12 protein-coding genes are annotated in these 12,601 nt (G+C 32.5%); 5 read left to right on the top strand and 7 right to left on the bottom strand.

The features are described from left to right. Positions 1-297 precede the first annotated feature (297 nt). The gene (locus DOS84_RS09550; RefSeq protein ID WP_111409895.1) at positions 298-1,158 is read left to right on the top strand and encodes a hypothetical protein; all 861 of its coding nucleotides are present in this window, start codon (positions 298-300) and stop codon (positions 1,156-1,158) included. Positions 1,159-1,242: 84 nt separating this feature from the next. On the opposite strand, the gene rlmN is transcribed toward DOS84_RS09550, so the two are convergent. Next, complete coding sequence (rlmN, locus tag DOS84_RS09545; protein WP_111409894.1) at positions 1,243-2,286, bottom strand: dual-specificity RNA methyltransferase RlmN; 1,044 nt, start codon at positions 2,284-2,286, stop codon at positions 1,243-1,245. 632 nt (positions 2,287-2,918) lie between these two features. Here rlmN and DOS84_RS09540 point away from each other — a divergent pair. From DOS84_RS09540 to DOS84_RS09525, 4 genes are all read left to right on the top strand, one after another. After that, positions 2,919-3,482 (top strand): YceI family protein, encoded by a 564-nt coding sequence (locus DOS84_RS09540; protein WP_111409893.1) that lies wholly within the window; start codon positions 2,919-2,921, stop codon positions 3,480-3,482. A gap of 11 nt (positions 3,483-3,493) precedes the next feature. Next, the gene (locus DOS84_RS09535; protein ID WP_111409892.1) at positions 3,494-4,888 is read left to right on the top strand and encodes a hypothetical protein; all 1,395 of its coding nucleotides are present in this window, start codon (positions 3,494-3,496) and stop codon (positions 4,886-4,888) included. 4 nt (positions 4,889-4,892) lie between these two features. Beyond that, positions 4,893-5,444, top strand: a complete 552-nt coding sequence (locus DOS84_RS09530) for a YceI family protein (RefSeq protein WP_111409891.1) — start codon at positions 4,893-4,895, stop codon at positions 5,442-5,444. Between the two features lie 753 nt (positions 5,445-6,197). Further along, positions 6,198-6,839, top strand: a complete 642-nt coding sequence (locus DOS84_RS09525) for an O-methyltransferase (RefSeq protein ID WP_111409890.1) — start codon at positions 6,198-6,200, stop codon at positions 6,837-6,839. A 95-nt stretch (positions 6,840-6,934) separates the two neighbouring features. Here DOS84_RS09525 and DOS84_RS09520 read toward each other — a convergent pair whose 3' ends face one another. The 6 genes from DOS84_RS09520 to DOS84_RS09495 form a co-directional block, all read right to left on the bottom strand. Continuing rightward, complete coding sequence (locus tag DOS84_RS09520) at positions 6,935-7,495, bottom strand: phosphatase PAP2 family protein (RefSeq protein WP_111409889.1); 561 nt, start codon at positions 7,493-7,495, stop codon at positions 6,935-6,937. After that, a complete protein-coding gene (locus DOS84_RS09515; RefSeq protein WP_111409888.1) occupies positions 7,495-7,893 on the bottom strand; it encodes a Sec-independent protein translocase subunit TatA/TatB in 399 nt (132 codons plus the stop codon). The genes DOS84_RS09520 and DOS84_RS09515 overlap by 1 nt, the downstream gene beginning before the upstream one ends. A gap of 156 nt (positions 7,894-8,049) precedes the next feature. After that, positions 8,050-10,293: a M1 family metallopeptidase gene (locus DOS84_RS09510; RefSeq protein WP_111409887.1), complete on the bottom strand. Its 2,244-nt coding sequence runs from the start codon at positions 10,291-10,293 to the stop codon at positions 8,050-8,052. A 66-nt stretch (positions 10,294-10,359) separates the two neighbouring features. Next, a complete protein-coding gene (locus tag DOS84_RS09505) occupies positions 10,360-10,863 on the bottom strand; it encodes a DUF6702 family protein (RefSeq protein ID WP_111409886.1) in 504 nt (167 codons plus the stop codon). Then, positions 10,860-11,618 (bottom strand): BamP family beta-barrel-assembly machinery protein, encoded by a 759-nt coding sequence (gene bamP, locus DOS84_RS09500; RefSeq protein ID WP_111409885.1) that lies wholly within the window; start codon positions 11,616-11,618, stop codon positions 10,860-10,862. The genes DOS84_RS09505 and bamP overlap by 4 nt, the downstream gene beginning before the upstream one ends. Positions 11,619-11,850: 232 nt before the next feature. Continuing rightward, on the bottom strand, positions 11,851-12,576 hold the full coding sequence (locus tag DOS84_RS09495) for a hypothetical protein (protein WP_111409884.1): 726 nt from the start codon (positions 12,574-12,576) through the stop codon (positions 11,851-11,853). Positions 12,577-12,601 lie beyond the last annotated feature (25 nt).

Below are 12,601 nucleotides of genomic sequence, written 5' to 3'. Positions count from 1 at the left end.
GTATGTTAAGTGTGAATAATTATTTTGTAATTTTATACTAGTAATTATATTCATTGATCCTTTTACGCTATAAGTTTCTTGCAAAACGGTTTTAAGTATGATTATAACTTTATAAAAAATAGTGTTTTATAGTACACTCCATTACTGGAACACAAATAACATTACTCAAAAAAATCCTAAAAACATTGATTCCACTCAAAAGGAATTACTCTTTTATTATTTTCAAAAAAAATAAAGTCTCTAGGCTAAACTTTTTTTAAATTAAACATCTTACAATAAACCTAAAATCTATTAATTATGAAAACAAAGATTTTTTTCATTGCTTCATTCATAGCAATAGTCTTATTTATCAGTTGTGACAATTCAGACAATACTGCTGATAACATGAATCCAACTTCTCCAACCAGTCAGGTAGCTGTAGATAACAAAATTGACGCTTCCATTGAAGACGTTTCAAATATAGCGGAAGATCAATTTTCTATGAAACAAAGCAGTACTGCTAAATCATCTGAAACAGTAAAAAGTTTTTTACCCGCTTGCGCCGTTACAACATGGACATATGTAGATGGAACTTTCACTGGTACAATTGATTTTGGAACTGAAGGATGTACTCTTGAAAATGGAAATGTGCTAAAAGGAAAAATCACCCTCTCTTTCTCAGGGAACTTCATGACCCCAGAGCAAACAATTACATATTCCTTTGATCAGTTTTACCACAACGGTAATAAAATTCAAGGCAGCAAAACCATTATAAGAACTCTTAAAAGCACCGAATTACTTGCTGCTGTGCATCCTGTATTCACTTGCACCATTGACATGACAATAACTTTTGAAGACGGATCTGTTTATACTAGAACAGGAAATAGAACAAAAGAAATGGTAGAGGGTTATGATACAAAAGGCAATTGGAGTGATAATGTTTTCTTAGTAACAGGAAGTGAAACCACAACTTGGCCAAATGGTGACACCAGTTCAAGTACAATTCAAACACCGTTGCGTTATGAAATGGCCTGCAAAAAACCATTCCCTGTTTCCGGTACTGTTTCAAAAGTTAAAAACGGCGTTGAAACATTGGTTGATTATGGAACTGGAGAATGCGACAATCTTGCCTCTGTAACTGTTAATGGTGTAACTACTACAATAGAATTAAAAAAATAAAAGAACAACTTCTATAAACCAAAAAGCATTAAAAAGGATAGTTAAATTCTTTTTAATGCTTTTTTATTTCTATTAGTCTGATATTTAAGCTTCTTTATTGGCTAATTGTCCACAAGCTGCATCAATATCCTTACCACGGCTTCTTCTTACTTTCACCACAATTCCAGTATTTTCAAGTGCTTTTATATAGGCATTTATTGATTCTTCTGAAGCTTGTTGAAATTCCCCGTCATCAATTGGATTGTATTCAATTAAGTTTACTTTACAAGGAACATATTTACAAAATTTCACCAGGGCATCTATCGAGGCTTTATCATCATTAATTCCTTTCCAAACCACATATTCATAGGACACTTTGCACTTTGTTTTTCGATACCAATATTCAAGCGATTCTCTTAGGTCGGCCAAAGGAAAATTTTCACTAAAAGGCATGATACGGGATCGTATTTCATCAATAGCAGAGTGTAATGAAACTGCCAATTTGAATTTCACATCATCATCTGCCAATTTCTTAATCATTTTGGGAATTCCCGACGTAGAAACCATAATACGCTTTGGAGACATTCCCAATCCTTCTGGAGATGTGATCATTTCAATCGCTTTCAAAACGTTATTATAATTCATAAGTGGCTCACCCATTCCCATAAAAACAATATTTGAAAGCGGATGATTGTGATACAGCCTGCTTTCTCTATCAATGGCAATTACTTGGTCGTAAATTTCGGCTGGTTCCAGATTACGCATACGTTTCAATCTAGCGGTAGCGCAAAAATTACAATCCAGACTACAACCCACTTGGCTCGACACACAAGCGGTTGTTCTGGTTTGGGTTGGAATCAAAACACTTTCTACCACCAATCCATCATGCAACCTTACGGCATTTTTGACCGTTCCATCTTCGCTTCGCTGCATCGTATCGACCTTGATATGATTGATAACAAAATTATCTTCCAACATTGCACGAGTACTTTTGGCAACATTGGTCATATCCTCAAAACTGTGTGCTCCTTTACTCCACAACCATTCATAGACTTGATTGCCCCGGAAAGCTTTATCACCATTGGCTACAAAAAAATCTCTCAATTGGTCTTTAGATAGTGCCCGTATGTCTTTTTTCTCAATTTGCATGGTGCAAATTTAATGACAATTTGTTGATAGTACAATTTTAAATAAATGACACTCTAAATAATATCAATCCTAACGAAGAATTTCAGTTTTAAAAATTCAATATTATCCCATTTGCTATTGCATCAAAAAAAACACCAATCCAATTTACACAAAACCTTTTGATTATTTATTCAAGTCGTCAAAAAAGCAAATCTCCTAATTATTTTTAAAATGTTAAAAACAAATTTTTTAAATATTAACAAAATAATTGGAGGAAATAAAGTACATTTTATCTATTAAATTTAAAATAGAACAAATAAAAGACAAATCACATAACGGAGAAAAATATCTTTCATTAAAATCTTACAAAAAGACCCTAAAGTCTTATATACAAGCATATTAAAATTGTTTTTTTACGAAATAAATTTGCCAAAAAGCAATAAAAAAAACGATATAGTCAACAACTTTATGCAATCGTTAAATAAAATACAAGTTTTATAATTTTCTTAACATGATTTATATCATATTCCTATTTTGACTTCCATCCTAAATTTGTACCAGTTAAGTAAGTAAACAGATTTTAAATGAAAAATCAGAACGAAATCTTACTGCTCTAACAAAACTTTAATTACAATCAATTTAAATAAAAAGTCATGAATTCAAAAATTAAAACAATTATCACCTCAATGGTTTTGTTTACAATGACCTTAACTGTAAACGCGCAAAAAACCTACAATTTAGATGCAAAAACAAATTTTTCTGTATTCGGCACCTCTACATTGCATGATTGGGAAATGAAATCACCTTCAAGAACAGGAGCAGCCAATCTTACGGTAACCGATTCAAAAATAACTGACATTAATAGTATTGATATTACTCTTCCTGCTGAAAGCATTAAAAGCGAAAAAAAGAGCATGGATAAGGTAGCTTACGAAACTTTAAAAACAGACAAATTCAAAAACATTAAATATGTTTTAAAATCTGCTGACAAAGTAAACGAAACTACTTGGAATCTTACCGGTACCTATACCATTGCAGGAGTTTCTAAAGTCTTAAAAACACAAGTAAAAACTACGGTAACAAATGGGGTGGTGAACATACAAGGATCCAATAAAATAACATTCAGCGAGTTTGGCATGAAATCTCCTACTGCCATGTTTGGAGCAATAAAAACAGGAGAAGACTTAACAATAAAATTCAATTTAAACTTTAACTAAATACCATAATCATGAGAAGAATTTATTTCTTAGCAGTAGGGCTATTATCAATGGCCGCTGCAAACGCTCAAGTATCATTTGGGCAAATGCAAAATCAAATTCCAAGAAGCAAAGAAGGAATCAACGTTTTTGACGTACAAAAAGACGACAAGGAATTCAAAGGACTTAGTGTTGACTTAGGAGGTGCATTCAATATGGATTTCCAAGCAATAAATTCGTTCAATGACCAACCTGCAAATTTTCCTGCACCTTCAAAAATTACTGGATATCGATTAATGAATACTGAAAATAATTTTGTCCTTCCTGCAGCTGATATGACTATTGGAGCTCAATTGTTTGATGGTGTAAGAGTAAATTTAGATATTTATTTAGCTTCAAGACACCACAATGACACTTATGCAAGAGGTGGATATTTACAAATTGACAAGCTAGACTTCATCAAAAAAGACTTTTTGGCTGATGTAATGAAATACGCAACCATTAAAATCGGACAAATGGAGAACAACTATGGTGATGCTCACTTTAAAAGTTCCGACAACGGTAGCACGCTTAGAAATGCATTCGTTGGAAATAATATCATGAATGCATTCACTACTGAGATGGGTATTGAAGTATATTACAACAGAAACGGATGGGTAAGCATGTTAGGTGCCACAAATGGAAATTTAAATCAAGGTACTCAAGAAGTGATTTATCCTACTCTTTCTCCTGCTACTCCAGATGCAAATACATCAGTTAGCCCTACAATCTTGGCTAAATTTGGTTATGACAAACAAATCAATGAAGATTTGAGAGTAAGACTTACAGGTTCTTACTATCATAATGCAAACTTGGGTAATTCAAACCTATATTCTTCTTCTAGATCAGGATTTGGTTTTTGGGGTGTATTGAACAATAGCGCTTATAAAAATAACGGTGTCGATGTTGCTAGTAGTTATAATTCAACTTCCACACCAGAAGCAACCTTCAACCCTAATTTCAAAAACTGGGCTACTTCTTATATGATTAACCCATTTGTAAAATACAAAGGTTTTGAATTCTTTGGAACTATCGAATTAGCTTCAGGAGGAGATAAAGCAGGTGTTGACGACAAACGTACTGCTGACCAATATGCCGGAGACATTGTTTACAGATTTGGAAAAACAGAACAATTCTATATCGCCGCAAAATACAATACTGTATCTGGAAAATTGTCTAATGCTGATGCAAAAAAAGTTACCGTAGATAGATTTGAATCAAGCGTTGGTTGGTTCATGACTAAAAACATTGTAGCAAAATTAGATTATGTTAATCAAAACTATAGAGATTACACCCAATTCATAGGAAATGTACCTACTGGAAATGCCAATAATTTTTACGGTGGTAAATTCAACGGTCTAGTATTTGAAGCAGCAATTTCATTCTAATAAAATGTCTCGAATATCAATAATATTAATGGGTTTGGCACTTTTCTTCATACTTGGAAGTGCTAAACCCCATTTTTTATTAATTGACCCCAACATTATCATCATTGACAGACTGGAAATAGAAATCTTAGGAAATTCGACTGTTGGCCAATACAATTGTTCGAACTCACTTGCATACAGAGACACCATTTTTTTAAACTCAAACACTAAAAACAGTTTAAAATCTGAAATCTCTATGAACAATTTTGAATGTGGTAACAGAATTATGAACAAAGACGTTAAAAGCACTGTTAAAGCAACTAAGTTTCCTAAAAGCACCGTCACCATTACTAACATAAAACCTTTTGGAACCAATTATAAATGCAGTTTGAATTTTCGTATAACTGACAAAACCCTTTCATATCAGAACATGATTTTAAAAACCACAAAAAAATCACTAGAAGGTGTCGTAGCAGTAAATTTTTCAGACATTGAACTTGAGCCACCAACCAAAATGGGAGGCCTAATAAAAGTAAAAGATGAATTTGTGATTCATTTTAACTTATACAAACAATAATTCTACACATTATTTGATTATCAGATTTTTAATTAAAAACAAACGTTTTTAATTAAATTCTTTTAGTTTATAATCGGCTATAAAAACTTTCCCAATTCTTTTAAAAAACCAAAAAGATCAAACTGGAAATAGAAATTTCAGGGAAGTGCACTATGCATAAATACAATTGGCTAATTCACTCGTATACAGAAATACAATTTATTTAAATTCAAACGCTAAAAACAGTTCGAAATCAGAAATTTCTACGAATCATTATAAATGTGGGAACAGAAATATGAACAAAACCTTAAACCATTGTTAAGGCTCCCAAGTTCTCCAAAAAATACGGTACAATTCCCAATATAAAACCTTGTGGAACCAATTACAAATGCACTTTGAATTTCTACATAACAGACAAAGCTCTTGCAAACCAAAACTTAGCTTTAAAAAACACCAAAGAATCAACCAAAGGATTTGTAGCAGCAAATTTTCAGACATTGGCCTTGAAGCACAAACGAGAATGAGAGGTACAATAAAAGAAAAATTCGTGATTCATCTTAACTCGCATAAATTAAAATTTCATTTCTTGTTTGCTCCTATCCCGAATAACAGATGCTCAGTCACTTTTTTGTTCTTCTGTAAAGGTTTAAAAAAAACTTTTTTATTGTTTTTAATTTAAAACCTAACCATTAAACTATCTACAAAATCAAATACAACTCCTTTTTTATAAAAGTTAAATGAATAACTTTGCAGCAAATTTCAACAATTTACAAAATGCATTTCATTTCCCAAGATTTAGAAGATTATATTGAGCAACATTCTGAAAAAGAACCAGAATTACTGGCAGCTTTAAACAAAGAAACCTATCAAAAAATATTGTTGCCCAGAATGCTCAGCGGTCATTTTCAAGGGCGTGTTTTGAGTATGCTGTCCAAATTGATTCGCCCCTTAAACATTCTTGAAATTGGGACTTACACGGGCTACTCGGCTTTATGTTTGTGTGAAGGAATACAGGAAAACGGCCAATTACACACCATTGACATCAAGGAAGAACTGGTTGATTTTCAACGAAAACACTTTGACAAATCACCTTGGGGCAAACAAATTGTTCAACATTTAGGAGAAGCTGTAGATATCATCCCAAATCTAGATTTGAAATTTGATTTGGTTTTCATTGATGCCGATAAAGAAAATTATTTGAATTATTTTGAAATGATTTTACCAAAAATGAATAAAGGCGGTATTATTTTATCCGATAATGTGTTATGGAGCGGCAAAGTACTCGAACCGATACATCCCAATGACATCAGCACTAAAATACTCGTGGAATACAATCAATTGCTTAAGGATGATCCAAGGGTAGAAACTGTTTTGTTGCCTATTCGCGATGGTTTGACGGTGAGCAGAGTGATTTAAATTGCAGATATAAAAAATCCCATTCGTTCCGAATGGGATTTTTTATGATTTTTTTAATCTATCGTTGGGCCTGCTAAATTCTAATTTCTACTGTCTTAAATCTTTCCATTTTTAATTGCCCATTGATATGTTTTATACATCAAATATCCTGTGATTAGTCCACACAGATATCCTGCAAGAATATCCAACGGATAATGCAATCCCAAATAAATTCGGCTGTAAGCAAAGATTAACGGCCATAGAAACAGCAAACCAAAATATTTGAATTGTTTCTTAAAAATAAGATACAAAAAGGTAGAAACCGCCATTGTATTGGCAGCATGTCCCGAGAAGAAACTAAAAGAAGTTCGAACTTGAACAACTCTGATAATAGTATTGATTTCGGGATTATTACAAGGTCTTAGCCTTTGCACCGTATATTTAAACAGATTAGTTATTTGGTCTGTAGCCAACAGCAAAAAAGCAATAAAAAGCAACAAATAACCTGTTTGCTTTATTCCTAGTTTTTTATAAATAAAATAAAATAACAATAGAAAAAAGGGAATCCAATTAACTTGTTTGGTAATGATAAGCCAAAGCCCATCATAGGCTTCAGAACCTAAACCATTGAGATAAATAAATAATTGAGTATCCAGGGCGAGTATTTTTTCAAGCATTACATTTGTCGTTTTACAGGTCCAGTCAGATCATCTAAAACGGTCGTTCCATCAGGATTTGTAGTGCCACTAAGTACGCTGTCTTTTGTCTTGTTAACTTCCGTACTGAATGTTTCAGTAATTCCATTTAATGTATTGGATGTTTCTCCCAAAAGATTTGTCTTTACTTTATTAATTTCGGAATTGATGCCACCGGTTAAGTCATTCAAGGTCTTTTGATCAAAACCATTAGCCTCGGCTCCTTTTTGAATTTCGCTTTTAATATCGTTGGTTGCGTTTTTAAGCTGTGCCATAGCTTTACCCATAGTCCTAGCTATTTCTGGCACTTTATCAGAACCAAAAAGCATCAATACGATAAACATGATAAAAACTAATTCGCCTCCTCCTATTCCAAACATAATTTTTTTATTTAATGGACAAAGATATTAAAATTTAAAACTTTGTGTTTTAAATTTGTCTTAAAAAAAGATGCTAAGTTTCTAAGATTCTAAAGCTTAATTCCACTTTAAAAAATCTTAGTAACTCAGCATCTTAGTAACTTAGTCTCTTATGTATTAATCAAATTTTGATTTCGTTTCCACTTTTGGCCATGAATTATTGGTTACATCAATATCGGCGGTTTCAAGTTTTGGATCAATTAAAATTTGTTTGATGGCTTTATTAGTTGCATACACTTTTTTGGCCGTTTCATTATTTTTTCTCCAAATTTGAGCAGGATATTTGTAATTATCCATTGTTCCATCTTCATAGGTAATTTGAACAATAATAGGCATTGGCATTCCACCCGGCTTATTAAATTCTACTTCATAAAAGTATTTTGGGTTTTTTAAGGTTGCTTTTTCTTCGGCAGTAAGTTTTTGATTCACATATTCTGAAAGAGTACTCACTTCTTCTATTTGCAACGGTTTCTTTGAAGCTGGATTCAGTTCTGGATTATCGCCTGCTATTAAGTACACGAATGGGCCTTTTTCAATTCCACTGCGTCCTTTTCTAACTTTAGTCTCTTTCAAAGCCGCAGTTGGAGTTTCTGTTACATAATATTGTTTTACATCGTTAACACCAATATCAACAAAGTCTGTAGAGTAAAACCAACCTCTAAAGAACCAATCCAGATCTACCGCCGAAGCATCTTCCATAGTTCTGAAAAAATCTTCTGGAGTTGGATGTTTGAATTTCCATCTGTTCGCATATACTTTGAACGCATAATCAAACAACTCACGTCCCATAATTGTTTCTCTAAGAATATTAAGTCCTGTAGCTGGTTTTCCGTATGCATTATTTCCAAACTGAATGATATTTTCAGAGTTTGACATAATAGGCTCCAACATCTTTTGATCACCACTCATATAAGGAACAATATTCTTGGCCGGTCCACGTCTGGAAGGGAAATTAGTGCCCAATTCCTGTTCAGCCATATATTCCATAAAAGAGTTTAATCCCTCATCCATCCAAGTCCATTGACGCTCATCAGAATTGACGATCATTGGAAAAAAGTTATGTCCTACCTCGTGAATCACCACTCCTATCATTCCGTTTTTAATTTGTTCGCTAGTCACTCCATTCTCATCTGGACGACCAAAATTCCAACAAATCATAGGATATTCCATTCCTTGATCTTCAGCCGAAACTGACACTGCTTTTGGATAAGGATAATCAAAAGTGTGCGAAGAATAACTTTTTAAAGTATGTGCCACCATCATTGTTGATGTTTCACCCCAAAGTGGATTGGCTTCTTTTGGATAAAGTGATTCAGCCATAACAACTTTTCCACCCAATTGCACCGCCATTGCATCATAAATAAATTTTCTTGAAGTGGCTATCCCAAAATCCCTAACGTTTTTGGCACTGAATTTCCATGTTTTCTTTTTGTCCGAGAACCCCTTTTCAGCAGCTTCTGCTTCAGCTTGAGTCACAATAACCACAGGTTTATCAAATGATTTCTGAGCTAATTGATATCTTTTTACCTGTTCTGGAGAAAATACTTCGCTTCTGTTCATTAACTCGCCAGTAGCATCAACAACATGATCCACAGGAACAGTAATACTTACATCAAAATTACCAAATGGCAAGGCAAATTCTCCACCTCCCCAAAATTGCATATTTTGCCAACCTTCAACATCATTGTAGACTGCCATTCTAGGATAAAATTGCGCAATAACATACAGTCTGTTGCCTTCTTTTTCGAATAATTCATAACCCGAACGACCACCATCTTGCTGATAATCATTGATATTATACCACCATTTTATAGAAAAAGTCATGCTTGTACCTGGCTTCATTGGTGTAGCCAAGTTGATACGCATCATTGTTTGGTTAACGGTATAGGATAATGGACTTCCTTTAGCATCTTTTACATATTCGATATTAAAACCGCGATCCAATCCTTCTTTCAAATATTCATTGGCAAATTTATTTACAGGCAAAACAGCCTCTATTTTTTCATTTTCTACCAATGGAGATTGTGAGTTTTTGGCGGCTTGGTTTTGATCCATTTGCACCCACAGATATTCTAAATTATCAGGCGAATTGTTATAATAAGTAATCGTTTCAGAACCGCTTAATTTAGCATTTTTATCATCCAGTTCTACATCAATTTTATAATCAGCCTGTTGTTGATAATAAGCTGGTCCTGGGGCTCCTGCTGCAGTACGAAACATATTGGGAGTTGCCAATAAATCGTACATTTGGCTGAATTTATTGGTATCATATTTACCCGGTTGTTTCACAGCTGGTGTAACTGCTTTTTCTTGTGCCAATAAAATTGTTGGAAGAATAAATAAAAATGAAAATTTTCTCATAAACTAGCGTTTAAGTTGTTTTTAGGCGGTGAAAATAACAATTTTAAATAGAATTGTTGTTTCTGCTTAATATTTTAACACTTGTTTAGTAGAACTCTCCGTAAAAAGAAAACTTTTCTTAGCTCCAAATGCAGTTATGTGAACAATATTTTGCTGTTCGGAAAAACAATCAATCAATACCGAATTATACATTTCAAGAGCATTCATTTTCGAAATGTCTTTAATGTTTAAATAGCAAACCAACACATCACCATCCATTTCTTTACTCAAGAAATTCATTGTTTTGGGTTGTCCATTGACTTTAATGGTAAAATTTTCAGCTAGGTACTTTTTTAACAGATCTATCGATTCGACAGTTTCTTTATCAGTCCCCAAAAAAAACTTTTTGTTGTATTTTTTTTCTAAGGCTTTATCTAGGTCATCAACAAATATACGAGAAGTAACTTGGAGCATTTTTTTTTCGGGTGCATAATTAATTTGGTAAATGGCCATATAAAATTTATGAACACCAAAACTGCTTACCGAAAACGCAAAAAGCAATAAAAGAGCAATAACTATACCTTTTTTCATTTTTCAAAAGTAGCAATATTTTTGAACTCATTGTTTTTTGTAATTAAAAAATCCATGATTTCAAATTCTTGATTTGTATTGACAAAAGTTTTTGATTTTGGATCATTTTCGCAAAACAACAGAAACAAACCTATTTGATCGTCTTTCAATTTTAATTTATCCGTAAAAAAAGAATAACTTACACTTTGCATGGCTATAGTTGTAAAACCAATATCCGAAATCAAATCAGATTTATTCGGGTTGTTTTTAAATAAGTTTTTGAAAATTTTATTATAAACTCTAATAACATCCATATTATTTGGATCTCCAGTTCCTGTAGGCATCATTAAAATATTATCAGGATTGGATTGCTGGTCATCATAATATTGAGTGTCCACAATTTTTTGTGTATTCCCAAATTCCGGATGTGGACCGTTTTTCGCATAAACAACTACCGCCAGTAATTGATTGGCAACTGCATCAAGTTTTATTCTGTAAAAAGAAGAAGCAATATCTTTTTCTGAAAGCACTACTTTTTTACTTTTAAAACCCAAACTAGTAAAAACCAAAGTATCTTTTACTTTAGCCAAAATACTAAAATATCCTTTAGTATCTATTATTGATCCAGTTTTTGCATTCACATTAAAAACCAAACCATTTTCAATAGCAACAGAGTCATTTACTACTTTTCCATGCACAGTTTTTCGAGTTAAAACCTGACCAAAAGCAAGATTACAACTCAAAAACAAAACCAAGATTCCTAATACATTTTTCATATGTAATTACTTAAGGTTTCACAACTCAAAAAAGCTGTTTCAGTATCAAAATGATACCTTTGCACCTATTAAAATTACAACTTTATTTTAATCTTAATGATATCTATGATTGTATTTTTTTATGATTTCTGTCAAAAAAGGATTTAACTTTTGGTTATCAACTTTATCATAACAAGGTTCCTCAGTCTGTTTCAACCGATATTTTCACCATTAAAAACGAAACAATTCAATATCAATTATCTTTACTAATCCTTTCTTGATTGTAAACAATAGAAAGATTTGTCATTAGAAACATGCTCATCGTTTTATCTTTAAGACTTAAAGATTCAACAAATCGCTTATCTTCAACACAATAATACTGAAAACCTTTGATGAGTTCTTCAGGAATTTTTAAAGTTTTAGTGTAATATTTATTTCCAAAAAGATATTCTAATTTTTTTAATAGCAATTCTTTCTTTTCTATTTCAACATTCATTTTAAGAATCTCTTTTTCTCCTGAAATAGAACTGAACAAACCTTGAATACCTCCAGAATTAGAATACAATCTTCGTTCTTGTGGCGTAAATTTAACTTGTCCCCTCGGAATTATCCCTAAGTTTTCCGCAGATATATTAGCATTTTTATTAATAATTACCTCCTCCAGTTCAACAGCATTAAAAATCATGTCAACTTCCATCATTCCTGAATTGTATTCGTGTTTGTACACATATTTTTTCAAATATTTATAATCAATTCCCGAGAAGTTTAAAATATCCCCTTCTTTTGCCTGTATTGAAAAACAACCATCTTTGTCGGTTACCGCCATCATTTTATTCATGCAATTGATAACACTAATCCCATCCAATTTTTTAGTATCGGATAAAACTGTTCCTATTATGATTTTCTCAACATATGTTTGAGCTCTCAATAACTGATTTTGGCCTAATAAAACAAGTAATACAATTATACTATTTTTCATTTATAACAAATAAAATTCAACACTT

The organism is Flavobacterium aquariorum, from assembly GCF_003254745.1.
In the GTDB taxonomy this organism is placed as follows: domain Bacteria; phylum Bacteroidota; class Bacteroidia; order Flavobacteriales; family Flavobacteriaceae; genus Flavobacterium; species Flavobacterium aquariorum.
The sequence above is the reverse complement of the archived record's forward strand: the minus strand, read 5'-3'. Positions and strand labels throughout refer to the sequence as shown.

Bases quoted from the DNA above. Each gene is read 5' to 3' on its own strand.
- DOS84_RS09550 (WP_111409895.1), top strand. From the start codon at position 298: ATGAAAACAAAGATTTTTTTCATTGCTTCATTCATAGCAATAGTCTTA.
- rlmN (WP_111409894.1), bottom strand. From the start codon at position 2,286: ATGCAAATTGAGAAAAAAGACATACGGGCACTATCTAAAGACCAATTG.
- DOS84_RS09540 (WP_111409893.1), top strand. From the start codon at position 2,919: ATGAATTCAAAAATTAAAACAATTATCACCTCAATGGTTTTGTTTACA.
- DOS84_RS09535 (WP_111409892.1), top strand. From the start codon at position 3,494: ATGAGAAGAATTTATTTCTTAGCAGTAGGGCTATTATCAATGGCCGCT.
- DOS84_RS09530 (WP_111409891.1), top strand. From the start codon at position 4,893: ATGTCTCGAATATCAATAATATTAATGGGTTTGGCACTTTTCTTCATA.
- DOS84_RS09525 (WP_111409890.1), top strand. From the start codon at position 6,198: ATGCATTTCATTTCCCAAGATTTAGAAGATTATATTGAGCAACATTCT.
- DOS84_RS09520 (WP_111409889.1), bottom strand. From the start codon at position 7,495: ATGCTTGAAAAAATACTCGCCCTGGATACTCAATTATTTATTTATCTC.
- DOS84_RS09515 (WP_111409888.1), bottom strand. From the start codon at position 7,893: ATGTTTGGAATAGGAGGAGGCGAATTAGTTTTTATCATGTTTATCGTA.
- DOS84_RS09510 (WP_111409887.1), bottom strand. From the start codon at position 10,293: ATGAGAAAATTTTCATTTTTATTTATTCTTCCAACAATTTTATTGGCA.
- DOS84_RS09505 (WP_111409886.1), bottom strand. From the start codon at position 10,863: ATGAAAAAAGGTATAGTTATTGCTCTTTTATTGCTTTTTGCGTTTTCG.
- bamP (WP_111409885.1), bottom strand. From the start codon at position 11,618: ATGAAAAATGTATTAGGAATCTTGGTTTTGTTTTTGAGTTGTAATCTT.
- DOS84_RS09495 (WP_111409884.1), bottom strand. From the start codon at position 12,576: ATGAAAAATAGTATAATTGTATTACTTGTTTTATTAGGCCAAAATCAG.